19 protein-coding genes are annotated in these 19,818 nt (G+C 63.5%); 12 read left to right on the forward strand and 7 right to left on the reverse strand.

From position 1 onward, the window contains the following. Nucleotides 1-38 precede the first annotated feature (38 nt). The 6 genes from EB809_RS06620 (at nt 39) to EB809_RS06645 (ending at nt 5,645) form a co-directional block, all read left to right on the forward strand. Nucleotides 39-827 carry a hypothetical protein gene (locus tag EB809_RS06620; protein WP_123634033.1) on the forward strand — a complete coding sequence of 263 codons (789 nt, stop codon included), beginning with the start codon at nt 39-41 and terminating at the stop codon, nt 825-827. Between the two features lie 187 nt (nt 828-1,014). Next, nucleotides 1,015-1,446 (forward strand): cytochrome c, encoded by a 432-nt coding sequence (locus EB809_RS06625; RefSeq protein ID WP_223807846.1) that lies wholly within the window; start codon nt 1,015-1,017, stop codon nt 1,444-1,446. A 510-nt stretch (nt 1,447-1,956) separates the two neighbouring features. Beyond that, nucleotides 1,957-2,469 carry a hypothetical protein gene (locus EB809_RS06630; protein ID WP_123634034.1) on the forward strand — a complete coding sequence of 171 codons (513 nt, stop codon included), beginning with the start codon at nt 1,957-1,959 and terminating at the stop codon, nt 2,467-2,469. A gap of 164 nt (nt 2,470-2,633) precedes the next feature. After that, nucleotides 2,634-3,611, forward strand: a complete 978-nt coding sequence (locus EB809_RS06635; RefSeq protein ID WP_123634035.1) for an HlyD family secretion protein — start codon at nt 2,634-2,636, stop codon at nt 3,609-3,611. Continuing rightward, on the forward strand, nt 3,601-4,533 hold the full coding sequence (locus EB809_RS06640) for an ABC transporter ATP-binding protein (protein ID WP_223807847.1): 933 nt from the start codon (nt 3,601-3,603) through the stop codon (nt 4,531-4,533). Before EB809_RS06635 ends, EB809_RS06640 begins: the two co-directional genes overlap by 11 nt. Continuing rightward, the gene (locus EB809_RS06645; RefSeq protein WP_123634036.1) at nt 4,530-5,645 is read left to right on the forward strand and encodes an ABC transporter permease; all 1,116 of its coding nucleotides are present in this window, start codon (nt 4,530-4,532) and stop codon (nt 5,643-5,645) included. Before EB809_RS06640 ends, EB809_RS06645 begins: the two co-directional genes overlap by 4 nt. 7 nt (nt 5,646-5,652) lie before the next feature. Here the strand turns inward: EB809_RS06645 and EB809_RS06650 are convergent, their stop codons facing one another. After that, nucleotides 5,653-6,579, reverse strand: a complete 927-nt coding sequence (locus EB809_RS06650) for a choline ABC transporter substrate-binding protein (RefSeq protein WP_411711061.1) — start codon at nt 6,577-6,579, stop codon at nt 5,653-5,655. Between the two features lie 621 nt (nt 6,580-7,200). Between EB809_RS06650 and EB809_RS06655 the strand changes: the two genes are divergently transcribed. Further along, entirely contained in the window at nt 7,201-9,126 is a 1,926-nt protein-coding gene (locus tag EB809_RS06655) for a methyl-accepting chemotaxis protein (RefSeq protein WP_123634038.1), read from the forward strand. 405 nt (nt 9,127-9,531) lie between these two features. On the opposite strand, the gene EB809_RS06660 is transcribed toward EB809_RS06655, so the two are convergent. The 3 genes from EB809_RS06660 to EB809_RS06670 form a co-directional block, all read right to left on the reverse strand. Next, complete coding sequence (locus EB809_RS06660) at nt 9,532-10,533, reverse strand: Gfo/Idh/MocA family protein (protein WP_123634039.1); 1,002 nt, start codon at nt 10,531-10,533, stop codon at nt 9,532-9,534. An 87-nt stretch (nt 10,534-10,620) separates the two neighbouring features. Further along, nucleotides 10,621-11,385: a molybdopterin-binding protein gene (locus EB809_RS06665; protein WP_123634040.1), complete on the reverse strand. Its 765-nt coding sequence runs from the start codon at nt 11,383-11,385 to the stop codon at nt 10,621-10,623. After that, nucleotides 11,375-12,226 carry a cytochrome b/b6 domain-containing protein gene (locus tag EB809_RS06670; protein WP_123634041.1) on the reverse strand — a complete coding sequence of 284 codons (852 nt, stop codon included), beginning with the start codon at nt 12,224-12,226 and terminating at the stop codon, nt 11,375-11,377. Before EB809_RS06670 ends, EB809_RS06665 begins: the two co-directional genes overlap by 11 nt. A 206-nt stretch (nt 12,227-12,432) precedes the next feature. Between EB809_RS06670 and EB809_RS06675 the strand changes: the two genes are divergently transcribed. The 3 genes from EB809_RS06675 to EB809_RS06685 are packed head-to-tail and all read left to right on the forward strand — an operon-like array spanning nt 12,433 to nt 15,594. Further along, nucleotides 12,433-15,015, forward strand: a complete 2,583-nt coding sequence (locus EB809_RS06675; RefSeq protein WP_123634042.1) for a YdbH domain-containing protein — start codon at nt 12,433-12,435, stop codon at nt 15,013-15,015. A 2-nt stretch (nt 15,016-15,017) separates the two neighbouring features. After that, nucleotides 15,018-15,221 (forward strand): YnbE family lipoprotein, encoded by a 204-nt coding sequence (locus tag EB809_RS06680; RefSeq protein ID WP_123634043.1) that lies wholly within the window; start codon nt 15,018-15,020, stop codon nt 15,219-15,221. A gap of 28 nt (nt 15,222-15,249) precedes the next feature. Beyond that, entirely contained in the window at nt 15,250-15,594 is a 345-nt protein-coding gene (locus EB809_RS06685) for a YdbL family protein (protein WP_123634044.1), read from the forward strand. Nucleotides 15,595-15,716: 122 nt separating this feature from the next. On the opposite strand, the gene EB809_RS06690 is transcribed toward EB809_RS06685, so the two are convergent. Genes EB809_RS06690 through EB809_RS06700 form a run of 3 tightly spaced genes read right to left on the reverse strand, consistent with a single transcriptional unit; the run spans nt 15,717 to nt 18,149 of the window. Then, nucleotides 15,717-16,382, reverse strand: coding sequence for an ABC transporter ATP-binding protein (locus EB809_RS06690; RefSeq protein WP_123634045.1), 666 nt, complete (start codon nt 16,380-16,382; stop codon nt 15,717-15,719). Next, a complete protein-coding gene (locus tag EB809_RS06695) occupies nt 16,375-17,169 on the reverse strand; it encodes an ABC transporter permease (RefSeq protein WP_123634046.1) in 795 nt (264 codons plus the stop codon). The genes EB809_RS06690 and EB809_RS06695 overlap by 8 nt, the downstream gene beginning before the upstream one ends. A gap of 11 nt (nt 17,170-17,180) precedes the next feature. Beyond that, nucleotides 17,181-18,149 carry an ABC transporter substrate-binding protein gene (locus tag EB809_RS06700; protein ID WP_223807848.1) on the reverse strand — a complete coding sequence of 323 codons (969 nt, stop codon included), beginning with the start codon at nt 18,147-18,149 and terminating at the stop codon, nt 17,181-17,183. Between the two features lie 176 nt (nt 18,150-18,325). Between EB809_RS06700 and EB809_RS06705 the strand changes: the two genes are divergently transcribed. Both EB809_RS06705 and EB809_RS06710 read left to right on the forward strand, forming a co-directional pair. After that, nucleotides 18,326-18,907: a rhodanese-like domain-containing protein gene (locus EB809_RS06705; protein ID WP_123634047.1), complete on the forward strand. Its 582-nt coding sequence runs from the start codon at nt 18,326-18,328 to the stop codon at nt 18,905-18,907. 109 nt (nt 18,908-19,016) lie between these two features. Beyond that, nucleotides 19,017-19,691: a response regulator transcription factor gene (locus EB809_RS06710; RefSeq protein WP_123634081.1), complete on the forward strand. Its 675-nt coding sequence runs from the start codon at nt 19,017-19,019 to the stop codon at nt 19,689-19,691. Nucleotides 19,692-19,818: the final 127 nt, after the last annotated feature.

A 19,818-nucleotide genomic window follows, 5' to 3' on the forward strand; every position in this document is an offset into this window, starting at 1 on the left:
CTACGCTTAAAGGCAGGAAGGGCCACCCCGGAGATGCCATGGCGTTACCCTCGACAGGCGCACAACACTACACCCTCCTCCTGCTCCCCGGCCTCCTCAGCGAGATCGAGCGACTGGGCCTTCGCAAGGTGATTGCCCGATCCAGCCTCACCGCCGCCGACATCAGCGGCCTGTACTTCGAAGCGAAAACCATCACCCGATTGCTGCCGGACGATCTCGATGCGATCGATGCCGACCTGTGGCCGGACCTGGTGGAATGCGCCCGCATCCTCGCCATGCTGGTGCGGGAAGTGACCCGGGAGGACCTGGCCCGGACCAAGCGCCAGGCCATCAACCAGTTCCTGCCCCGGGCCCGGCATCAGGTGCGGGATGAAGTCCGCCGCCAGCTCGGCGAAGGCAATGTGGACTTCCGCCTAGCCGGCATGACGCGCCCGCCGACCGGTGACGACCAGGCAGAAGAAACCTGCATCGAAGCCATTCGTCTGGAACGACAGCGCCGTTACCAGACCATGATGGGCCTGGATACCGAGTTTCTGGGCAGCCACCAGGCCGCGATCGTGGAAGAAGCCCGAGCCTATGTGAGCAGGCAGATGGATGACCCTCCCGAAGACTTTGGGGCGCTGGACCTCCTGATTCATCTTGGCGATGTGCTCCGGGTGCTGCTGAAGGCGGAACAGGAAGGCGTCACCGACGAGGGAACCGCCCCACCCGGCCATATCTCCGTCGGCAACGTCGTCATGGGCATCGGCAACCTGCTGTACGCCGATGAACTGGGGCTGCGCGGGGCGCGCGTAACGCGGCAAGCGACGCAGGAGGCGTGCGTCTAGGCCGACGTTGAAGACCGGATTCGACAGTGATTGACTTGGCCGCCAAACGGATTACCTTAAATTTTGCGGTCAAGCGTGATCGCGTCCCGTGTCGGAGGCCATTATGGTCGCGCGCACTGTTCTCCCATCCCCATGTTTTCGCTGTTCCAGAATCCTCCTGGCTCTTTCGGTCTGGCTATTGTCGGCCGTGAACGCCGCTATCGCCGCCGATGACGACACCGAGCTGATTCGTCATGGCCGTTACCTCACCCAGATCGCCGGCTGCAACGACTGCCATACCCCGGGTTATGCCATGTCCGGCGGTCAGGTCCCGGACAGCAACTGGCTGACCGGCGACAGCCTCGGCTGGCGCGGCCCCTGGGGCACAACTTACCCCAGCAACCTGCGGCTGACCATGCAGTCCCTGACGGAGGACCAGTGGCTCAGCCTGGCCCGCAATACGCAGTACCGACCGCCCATGCCCTGGTTCGCCCTGCGGGACATGTCGGACCAGGACCTGCGGGCCATCTACCACTTCATCCGCCATCAGGGTCCCGCCGGGCAGCCGGCCCCGGCCTATGTCCCGCCGGACCAGGAACCCCAGGGACCTTACGTTCAGTTTCCGGCACCGCCGCAATAGCGGATGCCGGCCGGTGCCGGACGTCGTTTCGGCACCGGGCTCCTCCTTCCCCCTCCTCGATGGCCCGGGGCATTAAACTTCGTTAACGCGCCGGACGGGCTGGAACGACCCGTAAAACATGACAGCCCCAAGGCAGCGCCGGCCTACCCGGTAACCGACCGTCGTCGCCGCTGATCCGAAACGTACGAGCGCCCACACCCGGCCTTTATTTTCAGCCGCCTGCATGCGCGCCCCATCAGCACCCCCCAAGCCTGGCGCACCGACCGCCAGGATCAAAACACGACAGGTTTGCCCATCAGGACCGGCCCTGGTTCCGACACGCCCGGAACGTCACATTACAAATCGGGCGGGAGGCGGTCGCGCCGTTGTTTTGACTTCTAGGCTCAGAATGAGAAGTCACGGTGCGGTCCCTGACATCCCACGCGCGCAGGGATTCAGGAGGGCAAGGTTCCATGGGCCGGAGGAAACGATCTCCGGTGCGCGCCCGCACGACAAGCAGGAGGCAACGCCATGCGCTGCACCCCTTCAATCGCAATCCTTTGTCTGACGCTGCTGCCGATGCTGGCATCGGCCGAACCCACCAAGGGAGACCGCCTCTTTACCCTGGCCGGCTCAGGGTCCAGCGATACCGATTTCGACAACAACACGGCCAGCGTGAGCTTCGATCTCGGTAAGTTCTACAGCACTTCGACCGCCTTTGGGTTGCGCCAGAGCATCGGCTTCGCGGACACCAACGACAACTCCAGCTGGAGCGGCGCCAGCCGGTTCTTCGGGGATTACCATTTCAACGCCGGCGACTGGCGGCCTTTCGTGGGCGCCAACCTGGGCGGCATCTACGGCGACGATGTGGATGAGACGTTTTTCGCCGGACCGGAACTGGGCGTGAAGTACTACGTGCTGCCCAAGACCTACATCACCATGCAGACGGAGTACCAGATCTTCTTCGACAACGCCGACGAAGCGGAGAGCAACTTCGATGACGGTGCCTGGGCCTACAGCGCCGGCATTGGCTTCAACTTCTGATTCCTATCCCACGCACCACACAGGGTCCCGACCCGGGACCCTCGTATCGTCCGGGTTCTTGATCCCGCTCAGTGCGGCGCCGCCGGTCCGGCGTCTATACTCATCAGCAATTCACGGAATGCGCACTGCTTTTTCTCTCCCTGCTGAAGGACACTGATGCCATCATGGCTGCACTGAAACTGCTCCTGATCACGTGCCTCGGCCTGACCCTGGTCAGTGGATGCGATCGTGCCGCCAAGCCCCTGCTGGGAACGGTCGAATGGGACCGTATTGTGGTTCTGGCGGAAGCGTCCGAGCCCATTACCGAGATGGCCGTCACCGAGGGGCAAGCGGTTTCCAAAGGCGCCCTGATCCTGCGCCAGGATGCCCGCCGGCTGCAGGCCCAACTGGACGAGGCCCGGGCCACGCTGCAGCAGCAGGCGGCCCGCCTGGAGGAGCTGCGCCACGGCGCCCGGCCGGAAACGATCGAAGCCGCCCGGGCCGACCTGGCCGGTGCTATCAGCCAGGCGCGCAACGCCGAGCAGGCCCTTCAGCGTACGCAAACGCTCTATCAACGCGGCACCGCTCCGAAAGCCCAGCTCGATGATCGGGAAAGCGCCCTGGACAGCGCCAATGCCGCCGTGGAATCCCGCCAGGCCCAGCTCAATGAACTGCTAAAAGGCACCCGGGCCGAGCAACTGGACCAGGCCCAGGCGGCGGTGCAGAGTGCGGATGCGAAAGTGCGCCAGCTGACCGTCAGCCGCGAACGACTGGATGTCCATGCGCCGCGGGGCGGGCGGGTGGACAGCCTGCCCCACAAACTCGGCGATCAACCGCGAGTGGGTGATCCGCTGGTGACATTACTCAGTGGGGAGGCGCCTTACGTCCGCATTTTTGTCCCGGAAGCCCGCAGGACCGTCATCCAGGCGGGCGACCGTTTCCGAGTCAAAGTAGACGGCGTGGCCGAGGATTTCGACGCCGTGGTCCGCAGCATCCGAAGCGATCCGGCCTTCACGCCGTATTACGCGTTGAGCGGCGATGACGCCAGTCGCCTGGTCTACCGGGCCGAGCTGGTCCTGCAGGGCGAGCGGGCACAATCACTGCCGGCCGGCGTGCCCGCCCAGGCATGGCCCGCGTCAACGGAGCCGGGCGATGGCGAATGAACCGGCCGCCATCGTCACCCACGGGCTGACCCGCCGCTTTGGCGACCTCACGGCCGTCGATCATCTCGATCTCCAGATTCCCCGGAGCCGCGTCTACGGCTTCCTCGGCCCCAACGGCTGCGGCAAATCCACCACGATCCGCATGCTATGCGGACTGCTGCTGCCCAGCGAAGGCGACATCCGGGTGCTGGATCTGGACATTCCCAGACAGGCGGAAACCCTCAAGCGCCGCATCGGCTACATGACCCAGAGTTTTTCCCTGTACCGGGACCTGAGCGTGACCGAGAACCTGCAGTTCGTCGCCCACCTGTTTGGCCTCGACCGCACCCGGACCCGCCAGCGCCTGGAGCAGCTGATCCAGACCTATCGCCTGGACGCCCTCACGACGCAGTTGGCCGGCACCCTCAGCGGTGGCCAGAAGCAGCGGCTGGCGCTGGCTGCCGCGGTGCTCAACGAACCGGAACTGCTGTTCCTGGACGAACCCACCAGTGCGGTCGATCCACAATCACGACGGGATTTCTGGGCCGAGCTGTTCAAGCTGACCGAGGCGGGCACCACCCTGCTCGTGTCCACCCACTACATGGACGAGGCCGAGCGCTGTCATCAGTTGGCCATCCTGCAGGAGGGCAGGCTGATGCGGGAAGGCTCGCCGGACCAGCTCAAGGCGGATCTGGGCGCCCTGCCCCTGCTGGTGGAAACGGCCCGTCCCCATGCGGCCGAGCTCGCGCTGGCCAACCTGCCCGGCGTGCTGTCCAGCGCCCAGATTGGTGCCAGCCTGCGGGTACTGGTAGACAGCGAGAACACCCGGGAACCGGTCGCCGACCGCCTGCACTCCGAGGGGATCGAGGCGCGGGTGGCCCGCACAGATCCCAACCTGGAGGATGTATTCGTCGCCGCTACCCGGGGAGGCAACGGACCGTGAGCGGTTTCAGCCTGCGCCGCCTGCTCGCCGTGATCCGCAAGGAACTGCGTCAACTGCGCCGGGATCGGCTGACCTACGCCATGATCGTCGGCATTCCGCTGATGCAGCTGTTGCTGTTCGGCTACGCCATCAACATGGACGTCCGCCATTTGCCCGCTGCCGTGGTGGACCAGGCGGGATCCAGCGCCAGCCGCGAGTTGGCCGAGCAGCTGCTGCAGTCCCGGGTGTTCGAATTCAATGAGGTTCTGACCGCCCCGGCAGCGGCCGATCGTCTGTTGCAGCAAGGCACCATCAAGGCGGCCGTGATCATTCCTCCGGATCTGGAGGAGCGGCTGTCAGACCCGGATCGCAAGGTGTTCCAGCTGGTGGTGGACGGCTCGGACCAGGTGGTCCAGCAGGCCGCCCGCCAGATCGGCCAGTTCCCGGTGCGAAGCCTGATGCGGGGCGACGCGTCAGCGACCGCCGACAGCGTCTCGGCGGTGGAAATCGTGAGCTATTACAATCCCCAGCGAGAGGCGCCGCTGAACACGGTACCGGGGCTGATCGGCGTGATCCTGACCATGACCATGGTGATGTTTACGGCGATCGCGTTGGTGCGGGAGCGGGAACAGGGCAACCTGGAATTCCTGATCACCACGCCGTTGTCGTCGGCAGAGCTGACCATCGGCAAGGTGCTGCCCTTCATCGGCATCGGGCTGGTGCAGACGACGCTGGTGCTGATCCTCGGCGCCCTGGTGTTCCAGGTGCCGGTGCGCGGCAGTCTGCTCGCCCTCTACACTGCGGCGCTGGTCTTTATCATCGCCAGCCTGGCCCTGGGTATTTTCATTTCGACGCTGGTCACCACCCAGTTCCAGGCCATGCAGGCGGCGATCTTCACCTTCCTGCCGCAGATGCTGCTGTCCGGTTTCATCTTTCCGTTCGAAGGCATGCCCACACCGGCCCAGTGGCTGGCCGAGGTGCTGCCACTGACTCATTTTATCCGCCTGGTGCGGGGCATCATGCTGCGGGGCGCCGGTCTCGTCGACCTGTGGCCGGAACTGCTGGCGCTGGTGGTGTTCGCGTCGGTGGCGATGTGGATCGCCACCTTGCGGGTGCATAAGCGGTTGGACTGAGCGCCGGTTACAGCCCCAGATCCTGCTTGACGGCGGGCAGCCCCGGCTGGCCATCAACGGTGGTCACGCCGTCAAGCCAGGCGGACAGCACGTCCGGGTGTGCTTTCAGGTAGGCGCGCGCGGCCTCCTCGCCATCGTTGAGGATGCGGCCCATGATCTGGCTTTCCATATCCAGTTTGAACTGCAGGTTATCCAGCAGCGTGCCCACATTGCTGCAGTCGTCGCTGTAGCCGTTCCGGGTCAGCGTGTAAATGGTGGCGCCACCGTAGTTGGGCCCGAAGTAATCGTCACCGCCGGACAGATAGGTCAGGTCGTGCTGCAGGTTCATCGGATGCGGTTCCCAGGCGAGGAACACCACAAACTGGTCTCGCCGTTCGGCACGGCTGACCTGGCTGAGCATGCCCTGCTCGCTGGACTCCACCAGTTTCCAGTCGCCCAGGCCGAAGTCGTCGTTGTCGATCATCTTCTGGATCAGGTTATTGGCCGGCGCGCCCGGTTCGATGCCGTAAATCTTGTGGTCGAACTGTTCGGCGTGCTTGTCGAGATCGGCAAAGCTCGTCACGCCTGCCTTCTCCTTGACGTCATCCGGCACGGCCAGGGTGAACTTGGCGCCCTTCAGGTTGGCCCGCAGGCGTTCGTAACCGCCCTCATACTGGTCGGCGAACTTCTGCTGGGCCGGCATCCAGTTGCCCAGGAACACATCGATATCGTCGTTCTGCAGTGATTTGAAGCCGATCGGCACGGACAGCAGATCGATGCTGGTGTCGTAGCCGAGCCCCTTCAGTACGGTCGTGGTCAGGGCGTTGGTGACGTTGATGTCGGTCCAGCCGGGATCGCTGAAGCGGACCGTCTGGCATTGTTCCGGAACGGCCGCCTGAGCCGAGATAGCCAGCGTGCAGGTACCCGCCAACAGCAAGGGTTTCAGCGCTCGCATTCGATGCTGCATGGTCGATTCTCTCCTTTGTGCTTCGTTATTTATTCGGTCTAAAGCAGGAAGGCGCATCCGGCGCCAGCGTCTGTCCTGATCCATCAGGCTGGCAAGCCGAATCAGCCTGTAACTCCGCACTGCTCGGGGGATAGGCGGCCGGCAGCACCTGTTGTGTGGGTCGATCAACGTGTAACGACTGGATAATGCCCCATCCGTCAACGCGCTATCGTTCCGATTCGTTGTTATCAGGGTCATAAGTGGCATGTACATGAAGCCATTCATGGTGCGCGCGGCCGGGCAGCCTGTAAACCAAGGTCTGACTAATGCCTGACATCACCCCAGCTAATACCAAGCATCGAATCTCCTGCTGCCATCCGCTGGCCGGCAATCACTCATAACGTCGCTCGACCGACCGGGGCATCGGCTGGATGCGGCCGCATTCGCGGCCTTTCCGGGGAGCCGCCCCCGAAGTCGATTTGATGTTATCCCGATCAACCGTCAGCCAGCGATAATCCGGGCAACGCCGGGCTGGGTGACAGAGTAAAGTTTGTCGACTATTGGTCGATAAATACCCAACGAATACCGCCAGCAGGACGGCGGTGCCTTATCGATCAGGAGCCCGACTCGATGTCCGTCAAGAAGAAGTTTTTCCTTGCCATCACCCTGCTGATTTCCGTTGTCGTGATCGCAGGCGCCATTTTCACCATTATTTCCCGCGACAACGAGTTGACCCATACCGCGGAAAACCAGTCCACCGATGCTCGCCAGCGGGTCATCCGACTGCTTTCGGTCACCGACTCGATCATGATGGAGCGGGTCAAGAGCAGCATGAACGTGCTGATCAAGCGGGGAAAAGCCATTGGCGTGCCGGGGCGCGGCGACGATACCCGCGTGGGCGACCGCACCGTGCCGGATCTGCAGCTGGGCGGCGAGCCCATGGCCAACCACTATGAGCTGGTCGACGCCCTGACCGATGACATGGGCGGCACGGCCACACTGTTCGTCTACGACGGCAGCAACTACGTGCGCGTCTCTACCAATGTGAAGAAAGACGGCGGTCAGCGCGCCACTGGCACCATCCTCAACCCGCAGGGCGCCGCCTTCCGCGCCATCCAGTCCGGCAAGGCCTTTTACGGCCAGGTGGATATCCTGGGCAACCCCTACCTCACCGGTTACGCACCCATGCGCAATGGTTCCGGCCAGGTTGTGGGCATCTGGTATGTCGGCTACTCGGCGGATATGTCGCTGCTGGAAGACGCCATTGCCGGCTCTCGGGTTCTGGACCGGGGTTTCGTGGCACTGGTGGACGACAAGGGCCGTATCCGGATGCATTCGGACAACCAGACCGACGATGTGGTTAAGGCCGCCCTCACTGGCGACAACGGCGACTGGGTAAAATCGGAAACGCCTTTCGATCCCTGGGGCTACAAGGTGGTGTCGGCCTATTCCAGCGACGAACTGACCGATACGATTACCGCCGATTCGCTCGGCATTGCGCTGGTCATCGTGCTTGTGGGCGCCCTGCTGATACTCGCCATCCACCTGCTCGTTTCAGCAGTCATCACACGGCCACTGAATCGGATGATCGGTGCGGTCAACGACATTGCCGAGGGCGAAGGCGACCTGACCATCCGCTTCAACGCCACCAGCCGGGACGAGTTCGGCCAGATGGCCAACGGGTTCGACAAACTGCTGGCCCGGGTGCAGGACACCATCCGCGACGTCAGCGCGTCGTCCCGTGAAGTACTGAACGCGTCCCAGGGATTGGTGAAGGTGGCAGAGGATTCCAGCGCGTCCATTGCCCGTCAGACCGGCGATACCGAGCACGTGGCCTCGTCCATGCACGAAATGTCGCTGACGGCACAGAACGTGGCGGAAAGTGCGTCCATCGCCGAGGAAGCCGCCAAGGGCGCCGATAACGACGCCCAATCCGGCCACGCGCTGGTGCAGGAAACCATCCGCATCATCGAGCAGCAGACCCGGACCATCGCCGAGTGTGCCGAATCGGTCACGGAGCTGGACGAGCACAGCGAGGCCATCAGCAGCGTACTGGATGTGATTCACTCCATCGCCGAGCAGACCAATCTGCTGGCGCTGAACGCCGCGATTGAAGCCGCCCGGGCCGGTGAGCACGGTCGGGGCTTTGCGGTGGTGTCCGATGAAGTGCGTATGCTGGCCACCCGCACGCAGAATTCGATCGACGACATCCGCGAGCAGATCGAGCGCCTGCAATCCGGTGCCAAGGGTGCGTCCCAGAAGATGGATGCCACCCGGGAGCTGGCGGGCAACCTGTCCGCCAAGGCGCAGGAATCCGGCGACGCCATCAATCAAGTGCGCGAGGCGGTAGCCCGCATCTCCGAGCGCAACACCGATATTGCCAGTGCCGCCGAGGAGCAGAGCCAGGTGGCCGAGGAGATCAACAACACCCTGGAACGCATCCACAACAATGCCCAGGAAACGTCTTCCCAGGCGGATCAGACCCGCGCAGCCAGTCAGGAGCTGATTGCCCTGGCGGAGCGTTTGCAGAAGGAGCTGGCGCATTACAAGGTTTGATTCAGAGCAACGTTGAGAAAGCATTTGCCTGCGAGCTTGTGCGGGAAGTAAGCGAACCTCCTTGCCTCCGCTGCACTAGACGGCCGTCCCTGGCCGCTATTGCAACCAGGACGTCCCTGTCCTTCCTCCGGCAAGGAGGTTCGCTTCCTTCCATCTGATTTTGGCGTTATGCCTGACTAGAAACGACCGGGTAGTAGTGCATGTCTTTTACAGGGCTTTGCAAAAGGCCCGATCGAAACCAATGGAGGTCATCGCTGGAGCAGAGGACAGGATGTCCTCGTCGCCTAAGCGGCCATGGACGGCCCTCTTAGGCGACGGAAGCGATGTCCTCCATTGGTTTCAGACTCCCAAGGCCAAATTGGGGGATACTATCAATCAACGTTTCAAACGACAGCGTTAATTAACCTAGAGAAACGGATAGTCCACACCGCCATCTTCCAGAATCCGATCAATCACCCGCGCCGTCGCCAGCGTATCCGCCCAGGGAATGCGGGCGTTCTGCAGTCGACCGGCACGAATGTCGGCCATGGCCGCCTCGATCTGATATTCGAAGCCGTTGATCCGGCGGGGCCGGTCCGCGACGTTCGGCTCGGCGTCGTGACGCGTCAGGGTGGCGCGATCCGAGCCCCAGAAGGGCCCGTCGATCACGATGCGGCCGGCGTTGCCCTCGATGCGCATGGTGTTGTCGCGTCGTGCGATAAAGCTGCTCGTGAAGGCGCTGACGGCGTGGCCGTAATCCAGCAGTGCCGCAGTGCGAATATCCACACCGCTCTCCCCTTTCAACACCGACGCCTGCACCCGGTCCGGCCCCCGCCCGAACAGGAAGTTGGACAGGGAAATCGCATAAATGCCCATATCCAGCGTCACGCCGCCGGCCTGGTTGATGTCCCAATGCCGTCCATTGGATTTGAACGGCAGCCGGAAGCAGAAGTCGGAGTGGACGGAATGAATCTCACCGACGGCACCTTGCCTGACCCAATCGCGGACCTGATCCCAGACAGGCAGGAAGCGTGACCAAACCGCCTCCATCAGAAACACGCCCCGGTCTTCGGCCAGTTCGAACAGGGACTCCGCGCCGGCCGTCGTGACGGTCAGCGGCTTTTCACAAAGCACCGGCTTGCCCGCTTCCAGGCAGCGCCGCACGCAGTCGGCGTGAAAGCGGTGCGGGTTGGCGATGTAGACACCATCAATATCCGGCTCGTCGATCAGGCTGTCGTAGTCAGGACAGACGCGGACCGAATGGTCTTCTGTCGAATAGGCTCGGGCAAACTCGGCTCCCCGTACCGGATCCCGGCTGGCGACAGCCGTCAGCACGGCGTCGTCGATGCCCGCAAGGGCTTCAGCGAAGGTGTGGGCGATACGGCCGGGCGCGATGATGCCCCAGCGGAAACGGTCGGTCATGGACATGACGCTCCCCGGGATAAGAACCAATGAATCGAAGCATTCCAGCTTGGTTCATGTTTCCGGAAGCGGCAAGTCACGTCCCGATCCAGGTCAAATGCCGGCATACCAGGCGTAGCCCCGGTCCTCCCAGAAGCCGCCCTTGCCACGGCCAATGTGATCGAAACGGTCGACCACCTCGATGGCCATCACGTACTTGGCCATCTTGTAGCCCAACTGTCGTTCCACCCGAAGCCGTAGCGGTGCGCCATTGGCGATCGGCAGCGGTTCGCCGTTAAGCTCGTACGCCAACAGCGTTTGTGGATGATGGGCGTCTTCCATGTCGATGCTTTCGTAATAGGGGCTGTCGCTGCGGCCGTAGCGGTCGGCGCAATGGAACACCAGGTAGCGCGCTTCCGGATGGGGACGCGCCTGTTCCACCAGGGCGCTGAGCCGGGCGCCGGTCCACTGGCCGATGGCACTCCAGCCTTCCACGCAATCGTGGCGGGTGATCTGGGTGCGTGACGGCAACGCGCGGATGGCCGCCAGATCCAGCGTCATGGGGCTCTCCACCATACCACCGACTTTGAGCCGGTAATCGCGGAAGCCGTTGGCGGCCAGCGCACGGTATTCCGCCCCGTCTGGATCGGTCGTGCCGTTGGCGCGGAAGCTGGGCGAGATATCCGCCGGGGTGAACTCCCGGGCCATCGCTTTGCGCGGCGTGATGGCGTGCTGGACCGCATCGCTGAGTTTTTCGCTCTGGGCCAGGGTGTCGCGGAACCAGGGTTTCTCCGACAGATAGTCGCAGCCGGTCAGGGTAGCCATACCGCCACCGGCCAGCAGGGTCTTGAGGAATCGGCGGCGCGTGTTATCCGTCATGGCGGTTCTCCCGGTTTGAGGCCACCCCGGTGGCGTCGTCGTGGTAGCGGAAATAGCCGGTGATCATCGAGCGCAGCTGGTTGACCGGGCCACTGACGATCACTTCGAACAGGTGAATGGCGACGAACAGCACAAAGCCGCTGGCCGCCAGGAAATGGATACTGCGCGCGGACTGACGCCCGCCGAAGAATTCAAGCACCGGTTCCAGCACCGTATCCATCCGCGGTGACATGCACAGGCCGGTCAGCACGATCAGTCCACCGAGGCCGAAGATCGCGGTCAGGTAGGCCAGCTTCTGCAGGATGTTGTAGCGGGTCGCCGCTTCACCGGTCGGGTGGCGCAATCGCAAGTGGTCGATCACCGACTGGCCGAAGCCACGCCAGTCCTCGACGGTGGGCACCAGACGCTTCAGGTGGCCGGCGAACAGCGCCCAGATCAGGAACAGGCTGGCGTTGATCACCAGGATCCAGGCGAAGAAAAAATGCCAACTGCGACCCATCGCCAGCCAGCGGGAGCCGGGGATGGTCAGCCAGGCCGGAAAGGCCCGGCCTTCCAGTTCACCGTCCGCCCCTGGCGACGCGCCCAACACGCCGGTGGTGTCCGCCTGCCAGTCGTAGACACGGGTCCAGCCGGAATAACCATCGTCCCGGGACCAGTGGTAATCAATTGACAGCCAGGGCGACTCAAAGTCCGAAGCGCTGCCCCAGTAGAGATGCGGGTGGGCGTTGAAAATCTGCAGGCCGCTCAACAGCAGGATGAACAGGCACAGCGCATTGACCCAGTGCCCGATGCGGACAGGCAACGGGTGGCGGTAGACGGTTTTCAGGCGGGTTCGGGCCATGACGGTGTGCTCCGTTATGAATCGCCTCCAGCTTAGGCCCGCCGCAGTGGGATTGCATGACAACGCCATCACCAAATCATCACCAAAGTATCACGCGCTCCCTGAATGCCGGCGAAGACCTGTATAGTCGGGCTTGAACATCACGGATTGGCGGTCGGTGGAACCGGTCGCGGACGGGCCATACGCAGAGGGAGTCAGGGAACGTCATGAGCCGGAGACGTGTCGTATTCGGGCTGGTGATTGCCGTCATTGTCCTGCTGTTGATCGGCGGGCTGTGGGCGCGCCATTGGTGGCAGGCGACCCGTGAGTCGCAGGGCATCGAACGACTGGACTGGCAGGGGCTGGATCTGGGCCTGTCGCACCTTGGCGCAACCGGCTTTCAGGTGGCGCTGAACCGATCCGGTCAGCGGTGGGCGATCCGTGGGAGTGACCTGTCCCTGCAATGGCATTGGAAGGGGATGATCCCTCAGCTCGACCAGCTCCACCTCGACCGGCTTCAGCTGATCGTAACCGGCTCCGAGGCTGACACTCCGGATAGCACAGACGACACCTCGCCACCGAATGAACGGCCCATCTGGCTGCCCCGCCGCGTCAACGTCGACCACTTCCAGGCGACGTTGCCCTGTCAGGCGGGACAATGCGAACTGGCCGGTTCCGCCAATCTGAGCCTCAACGGTAAGCCCTACCCCCTGGCGCTCAACCTGCAACTGAAACGGGACGGGCATCGCCTGGATCTCCACACAACGCTGGACGGCCAGCCACCGGAACAGATTAACGCCACCGCCCAACTGGCCATCGACGGCCAACCCACCCTGACGGCGCAAACCGAATACAGTAGCGGCCCCACCCATCACTGGACCGGGACCGCCCGAATCCCCGAATGGACCCAGGCGCCATGGCTTGTAGACTGGCTGCAGCAGTGGACACCGGTACCTGACGACGCCCTGCCCGGCCAACCAGCCGCTGCGAAGCTCGAGGCTCACTGGGCTCTGGACTGGCCCGACGGTCAACCGCCGCTCGAATCCGCGTCCGGCTCTGTAGCCCTACAAGGCGAACTGCCCCAACCCTGGCCGGTGCCCGGTGTCGGCACGGTATCCGGTCAACTGGCGGTCGACCTGGTCGCTTCGAAGGGCCAGTGGCAGGCGCGCTCGCTGCGGTCCGACCTGACCCTGACCCAGCCGGCGGACTGGGCCGACGCTTTGCCGGCGCTCATCCGGCCAGACTCCCTGACCCTGACAACGCAACCACGTGAGTCCGGAGACAACGCCCCGCCCGGCACCCTGCCCCTGGCCGTCACGCTGACCAGCCAGGGACGCAGCCAGCTCACCCTGGACGGCCGGGTGACCCTGGCCCTGACATCGCCCTGGTCGGTGGCGTTCGACCAGACACGGCTGACCGGTCGCCTGCCGACAACCCGGGTGGGCGACTGGCAACTGACATCGCCACGGCTGGACCTGCCCCTGTCCGGACAGGCGGACGCCACTTCCCTGAAATTGAAAACGGGCCCCGACGCCCATGCCACGCTGGCCCGGCTCACAGCACCCAATAACCTCGATCTCAAGCTGGACACCGTCCGTGGCGATATTCCCTCGATGACCCTGGATGCCCGCTACCACAAAGACGAACCGGCACTCGACAGCCTGCAACTCAAGGGGCCGGTCTGGTTGTCCGCCGGGCAGATCACGCATCCGCAATTAAAGCCCCAGTCCTGGCGCTTCAAAGGGTCGCTGGCGAGCACCCTGAAACAGCTCAAACTGGACGGCCAGCTCACCGCCCAGTCCGGCGCCGATGCGCAGGTGGCACTGCAGATGCCGTTTGGTGGTGACCTGAATGCCCAGATCACCAGCCACCTGCAGGCGCCGAAGGACAGTAAAGCCTGGGCGGCCACCTGGGCAGGCTGGCCAAAGCTGCTCGATGTCACGGCGGGGACGGTGGACGTCGACACCACGCTGACCCGACCCGCGTCCGGTCCATGGCAACTGGACAGCAACGCCGGGCTCCAGAACGTCGGCGGCACCTTCAACCGGACCGCCTGGAGCGGCATGACCGGTTCCGTTTCAGTGTCCCTGCAGGGCGACCGGCTCACGGCCCGGATGCCGGACCTGTCGATCCAGACGGTCAATCCCGGTGTGCCCATCGGGCCCATCCAGTTCGCCGCTGACTACGCAGCGACCCGTAGCCAGTTCCTCAACGGCACATTGAACCTGCAAACGGCACGGGCAGATCTGGTGGGTGGCCAGGTCCACGTCGAACCGCATCAGTGGAACCTGGCCCGCCTGCCGATCCGGATACCGTTGATCGTCGAGAAACTGGATCTGGAACAGGTCATGAAGCTTTACCCCAGCGAGGATCTGGACGGCTCCGGTCAACTCAGTGGCACCGTACCGGTCCGCATCGGCCGGGACGGCGTGGCGGTGGAACACGGTGACGTGAGGGCGCTCTCGCCTGGTGGCCGCCTGGTGCTGCCGGGCAGCCGGCTGCAAGACCTGGCAGGTGACAATATGGCAATGGGCATTGTCGCCGAGGCTATGAAAAACTTTCACTATTCGGTGCTCGACAGCACCATAGACTATGATCGGGACGGCACCCTGCAACTGGGTTTGCACATCGAGGGCAGGAACCCGGATGTCCACGGCGGCCAGCCGGTGGTGCTCAACGTGAACCTGGAAGAGGACATTCCCGCCCTGCTGACCAGCCTGCAGCTGAGCGGCCGGGTGAACGATACGGTGACCGAGCGGGTCAAAAAGCTGATCGAGCAACGGCAGAACGACAACACGAAGGAGCAGTAACCATGACGATAACCGGAACCCGGTCCCGGGCGGCGCTGGCTGCCGTGGCACTGGGGTTGATGGCGGCGGCCTGCACGCCGACGGTGAAGATGGAGGCGCCCAAGGAGCCCATCACCGTCAACCTGAACGTGAAGATCCAGCACGAGATCTACGTGAAGGTGGACAAGGACGTGGAAGCACTGTTTGAAGACGAAGGCCTGTTCTGATCGTCATCGCACTGGAGGAGAAACTGACATGACTGTATCCGCACGCATCGGCGCCCTGTTGATCGCGCTCTGCCTCAGCCTGCCGGCCCTGGCGATGGACCTGAACACCGCCAAGGGCAAACTCGAAACCGCCAAGACCCAGGGACTGGTGGGCGAAACCCCGACCGGGTACCTGGAAGTGGTGAAACCCCAGGGCGACGCTGCAGACATCGTCGAGGCCATCAACGAAGCCCGCCGCGCCGAGTACGCCCGCATCGCCGAAAAGCACGGCATCGCGGTGACCAAGGTGGAATCCGTGGCCGGCCAGAAGGCCATCGAAAAAACGCCGTCCGGGCAGTACGTCAAGCAGGATGGGAAGTGGGTCAAGAAATAGATGGCCGACTCAAGGGGCAGCCCAGCGGGCTGCTCCGAAGCTGAAGCGTCGGCTACATGTCAAAGCTCACTCGAGTATGTAGCAGATGCTTCAGCTTCTGAGGCGCCAACAGGCGCCCGCCTTCAAGCCAATACCCCCCCTCTCAGGCAATCCATTAACGTCCCTACCTCATCCGTTCCATTGATCCGCTCATCCCACCGCAACGTCGCCGGCGTTCCATCCAGATACCACAACCGATTGGCCAACTCGGTGGCATCCGCCGGATCGTGCGTCACGCAGATCATCGCCATCCCGGGACGGCGCGTCAGCAGCGTACGGATCAGATAGCGCAGTTCCGTTGCCCGCTCGGCATCCAGTGAGGCAAAGGGCTCGTCCATCAGCAACAGGTCCGGCTCGATCGCCAGGCACCGGGCCAACGCGGCCCGCCGGGCCATGCCCAGTGACAGCTGATCGGGCAGCGAGTCGGCATGGGCCGACAGCCCCACGTCCGCCAGCAATCGATCGATCGTCTCGTCCGATGCCCCCACCAACCGGATATTCTGGCGCACCGTCCGCCACGGCAGCAGGCGGTGTTCCTGAAACAGGTAAGCCAACCGGATCCGATCCCGCCCAACCACCGCGTTTTCCGGAAGTCGCGGTACCAGACCGGCAACCGCATTGAGCAGCGTGGTCTTGCCGATCCCCGAGGGCCCCAGCAAACAGACGTGATCGCCCGGCATCACTCGGGTGCGGATGTTCTCCACGACGACTTTGTCATAAGCGAGGCGATCGATCCGCAGTTCAAGCATGTGCGCCTCCAATGTGGCGCCATGCCGAAGCCCGGCGCTCCAGCGGCTGCAACAGAACAATTTCCACCAACTGGACCACCGCGATGAACACGAGGCTGTAGGCCAGGATGGTGGCCACATCGAACACCTGAAAGGCCATATGGAGTTTGAAGCCGATGCCGTCAGAACGCCCCAGCAACTCCACCACCAGCACGATTTTCCAGATCAGCGCCAGGCCGCCACGGGTGGCCGCCATCAGATACGGGAACAGCTGCGGCAGCCAGACCTCACGCACCCGCTGGCCGAAGGTGAAACCGTACACGTCCGCCATCTGCTCCAGCCGGCCATCCAGGCTGCGGGCGCCTTCGCGCAGGGTCACCGTGACATTGGGAACCTTGTTGATCACCACGGCCAGGATGGCCGCCGTCTCCACCAGCCCGAACCAGACATACAACAGGATGATGGTGACCAGAGCCGGCAGGTTGAGAAAAAACACCAGTAGCGGGTCGAGTACCGCATTGGCGCTCCTGTGCCGCCCCATGAAGACGCCCAGGCCGGTGCCCAGCGCCATGGCCAGCACAAAGCTGATCGCCACCCGCCACAGGGTGACGCCCAGGTGATGGACCAATTCACCGGAGGCGGTTTCCCGCCAGGCGGCCTGCGCCACGTCCACCGGCGTCGGCAAGAGCGGCGTCGCCAGTCCGTGAGCCAGAAGCGCCCAGATGGCCAGCAGCGCCGGCAGGGCGATCCAGCGCGTCCAGAAACGGACCGGTAGCGAGGAAGCCGTGGTGACGAGACTGCGGGACATGGTCAACTCGCTCAGGAGGGCGGCGCGTAGAACAGGCGGGCCGGCATCAGGGCCGCCTCACCGGTTCCCAGCAGTGTCAGCAGCCGTTGCAGATCGTCCACCCGGGATGCGGTAAGAGGCGATGGCGCCCCGCTCAGAAAGCCGTCCCGGAGCAGCGCAAAGGTGGCCTCGTCGGTCACCTGCATCATGGGGCGCAGGGCCTGCCAGGCGTCCGGCTCAGTCGACAGGCGTCTCTGGGTCTGTTCCAGGGCCGTCGCAAACCCCGCCAGGATTTCCGCATGGGCGTCGGCCCAATCGTCGCGGAAGACGTAGCCCAGCACCGGCAGGTCGGGATCCAGCTCCAGGGCCGTCAACAGGTCGCGCATGGCGAAGGCACTGCGGAACCGGCCCTCGGCGCGCAAGCGCGCGGCGAAGTGCCAGTAGGTCACGATCGCGTCCAGTTGGCCCCGGCGCAGGGCTTCACTCAACAGGGGCGGTGCCGCGTACTGAATCCGGGCGGAACGGGGCAGGTCCAGTCCCTGTCGCGTGGCCACGGTCTTAAGCAGCATCCAGCCCTTGCTGTCCGGCCCGCCGGCGACGCCCAGACGCAGTCCGGCCAGGTCAGCGACCGATTGCACCGACGAATCCGCGGGGACCACGATGTCACCGATGGACGCGGAGAACGGGAGGTAGCGGTAGTCCATCCCGCGTTCATGCTGGGCCTGCACCCAGACCAGGTCCGCCACCGCCGAGTCGGCGGAGCCACTGGTGACCGCCAGGTGCGATCCGGCCAGGTTGGCAACCGGCTGGACCTGCAACTCAAAGCCGTTGGCCCGGTCCAGCCCGGCCTCCTGCATGGCGACCAGTTCCCAGTGCGCCGTACCAAATTGCAACACGCTGACCCGCAGCGCCGGTTGAGCGGCCAAGGTGGTTGACAGCAACCAGCCGGCCAGCATCAGGGCTGGTTTCAGCGGGGTCCGGAATAGCGGTCTCAGGTTCATGTACTCACGATACTAACCCCACCAGGGCGCCAGAATAGTACTTTAGTGCCTGTTTTTTGGTGCGATGGTCGCATTCAAGCCACACGCCTTATGGCGTGTAATGGGATCAAACAATAGAGGACAGCTGGCCCGGCGATCCGCCGCCAGCCTGTCATGAATAAACAAGAGGTCTGGCCATGTTCAGAAGCATGCTGAACCTGGCGTTGCTGGTCAGCCTGGCCGTCCCGGCCCTGGCTGAATCGATACCAGATACCGCCAGTAGGGCTCTCGCCGATAACCCAGCGCTGTTTTCAAGCGACGGCTTTCGCCAGGATCGCTATCGCAGCCCCACACCCGAAGCCGCCCCCGGCGCGACGACCATCGACACGCCCGGACTGCAGGCGATGCTGGCCGAGCGTCCCGATCTGGTCCTGATCGACGTGATCAATGCCGAATACCGGCACGATCGTTTTTTGCAGGATGAACCGCACCACACCATTCCAAAGGCGCACTGGCTGCCGAACACCGGCAAGGGCCAGATCGACGCCCTGTGGAAAAACTACCTGCTGGACAATCTGGCGCGGCTGACGGGCGATCGCCCGGACCAGCCGGTGGTGGTGTTCTGTAAATCCGACTGCTGGCTGTCCTGGAATGCGGTCAAGCGCATTACCGAAGCGGGCTACAGTCACGTCTACTGGTACAAGGATGGTATCGACAGCTGGATGGGCGCAGGACTGCCGACCCGGATCGCCGATCCGGTCAAACCCACGCATTCATGAGGACGGGGCTATGACTTCTCCGCTTGCCTTCACCGATACCCTGGACGACAACTTGGGCTATGCTACGCCTGAGAAACCCGAGATTGACGAAACCCGAGCACCCGACTGCATGGAACCTGCCTACAAGATACTGATCGCCGACGACCACCCGCTGTTTCGTGAAGCCATTACCAGTGTGATCGAAGCCGGATTTGGCGGCAGCGAAGTGGTGGAAACGGACGACCTGGACACCGCCCTGGAGCTGACCCGGGAACAGGATGACTTCGACCTGATCCTGCTGGATCTCAACATGCCGGGGATGCACGGGCTCAACGGGCTGATTGCCCTGCGCAACGAGGCCCCGACGATTCCGGTGGTGATTGTTTCCGCCGAGGAAGACAAACAGGTGGTGCTGCAGGCGATCACCTACGGGGCGGTGGGCTTCATCACCAAATCCTCGCCCCGGGCGCAGATGACCCAGGCCATCGAGCAGATCCTCGCGGGGAATGTGTACCTGCCGTCGGACATCATCCGCACCGGCAAGGAAAGCACCCGGCGCCATCGCCACGACGAGAACAACATCTCACCGGAGCTGCTCAACTCCCTGACCCGCCGCCAACTGCTGGTGTTGGAGCGGATGTCCAAGGGCGAGTCGAACAAGCAGATTGCCTACAACCTCAACATCGCCGAAACCACGGTGAAAGCCCACGTGTCGGCCATCCTGCGCAAGCTGGGGGTGCACAATCGGGTGCAGGCGATCCTGTCGGCGAGTGATATCGATTTTAATCAATATTTGAAGCGTTAAACGGGGCTAACCATGCGGGTAGGTTGGGCTGACGCAGGAAGCCCAACATGTCATCGTCTGTCTCCCTCATGCCATTCCCCGGGAAAAGGCAGGCTGGCGATTCCCGCGACGAAACCTCACGATCGTT

This window comes from Marinobacter sp. R17 (genome assembly GCF_003789045.1).
Lineage (GTDB): Bacteria > Pseudomonadota > Gammaproteobacteria > Pseudomonadales > Oleiphilaceae > Marinobacter_A > Marinobacter_A mangrovi.

Bases quoted from the DNA above. Each gene is read 5' to 3' on its own strand.
- EB809_RS06620 (WP_123634033.1), top strand. From the start codon at position 39: ATGGCGTTACCCTCGACAGGCGCACAACACTACACCCTCCTCCTGCTC.
- EB809_RS06630 (WP_123634034.1), top strand. From the start codon at position 1,957: ATGCGCTGCACCCCTTCAATCGCAATCCTTTGTCTGACGCTGCTGCCG.
- EB809_RS06635 (WP_123634035.1), top strand. From the start codon at position 2,634: ATGGCTGCACTGAAACTGCTCCTGATCACGTGCCTCGGCCTGACCCTG.
- EB809_RS06640 (WP_223807847.1), top strand. From the start codon at position 3,601: ATGGCGAATGAACCGGCCGCCATCGTCACCCACGGGCTGACCCGCCGC.
- EB809_RS06650 (WP_411711061.1), bottom strand. From the start codon at position 6,579: ATGCGAGCGCTGAAACCCTTGCTGTTGGCGGGTACCTGCACGCTGGCT.
- EB809_RS06655 (WP_123634038.1), top strand. From the start codon at position 7,201: ATGTCCGTCAAGAAGAAGTTTTTCCTTGCCATCACCCTGCTGATTTCC.
- EB809_RS06660 (WP_123634039.1), bottom strand. From the start codon at position 10,533: ATGTCCATGACCGACCGTTTCCGCTGGGGCATCATCGCGCCCGGCCGT.
- EB809_RS06665 (WP_123634040.1), bottom strand. From the start codon at position 11,385: ATGACGGATAACACGCGCCGCCGATTCCTCAAGACCCTGCTGGCCGGT.
- EB809_RS06670 (WP_123634041.1), bottom strand. From the start codon at position 12,226: ATGGCCCGAACCCGCCTGAAAACCGTCTACCGCCACCCGTTGCCTGTC.
- EB809_RS06675 (WP_123634042.1), top strand. From the start codon at position 12,433: ATGAGCCGGAGACGTGTCGTATTCGGGCTGGTGATTGCCGTCATTGTC.
- EB809_RS06680 (WP_123634043.1), top strand. From the start codon at position 15,018: ATGACGATAACCGGAACCCGGTCCCGGGCGGCGCTGGCTGCCGTGGCA.
- EB809_RS06685 (WP_123634044.1), top strand. From the start codon at position 15,250: ATGACTGTATCCGCACGCATCGGCGCCCTGTTGATCGCGCTCTGCCTC.
- EB809_RS06690 (WP_123634045.1), bottom strand. From the start codon at position 16,382: ATGCTTGAACTGCGGATCGATCGCCTCGCTTATGACAAAGTCGTCGTG.
- EB809_RS06695 (WP_123634046.1), bottom strand. From the start codon at position 17,169: ATGTCCCGCAGTCTCGTCACCACGGCTTCCTCGCTACCGGTCCGTTTC.
- EB809_RS06700 (WP_223807848.1), bottom strand. From the start codon at position 18,149: ATGAACCTGAGACCGCTATTCCGGACCCCGCTGAAACCAGCCCTGATG.
- EB809_RS06705 (WP_123634047.1), top strand. From the start codon at position 18,326: ATGTTCAGAAGCATGCTGAACCTGGCGTTGCTGGTCAGCCTGGCCGTC.
- EB809_RS06710 (WP_123634081.1), top strand. From the start codon at position 19,017: ATGGAACCTGCCTACAAGATACTGATCGCCGACGACCACCCGCTGTTT.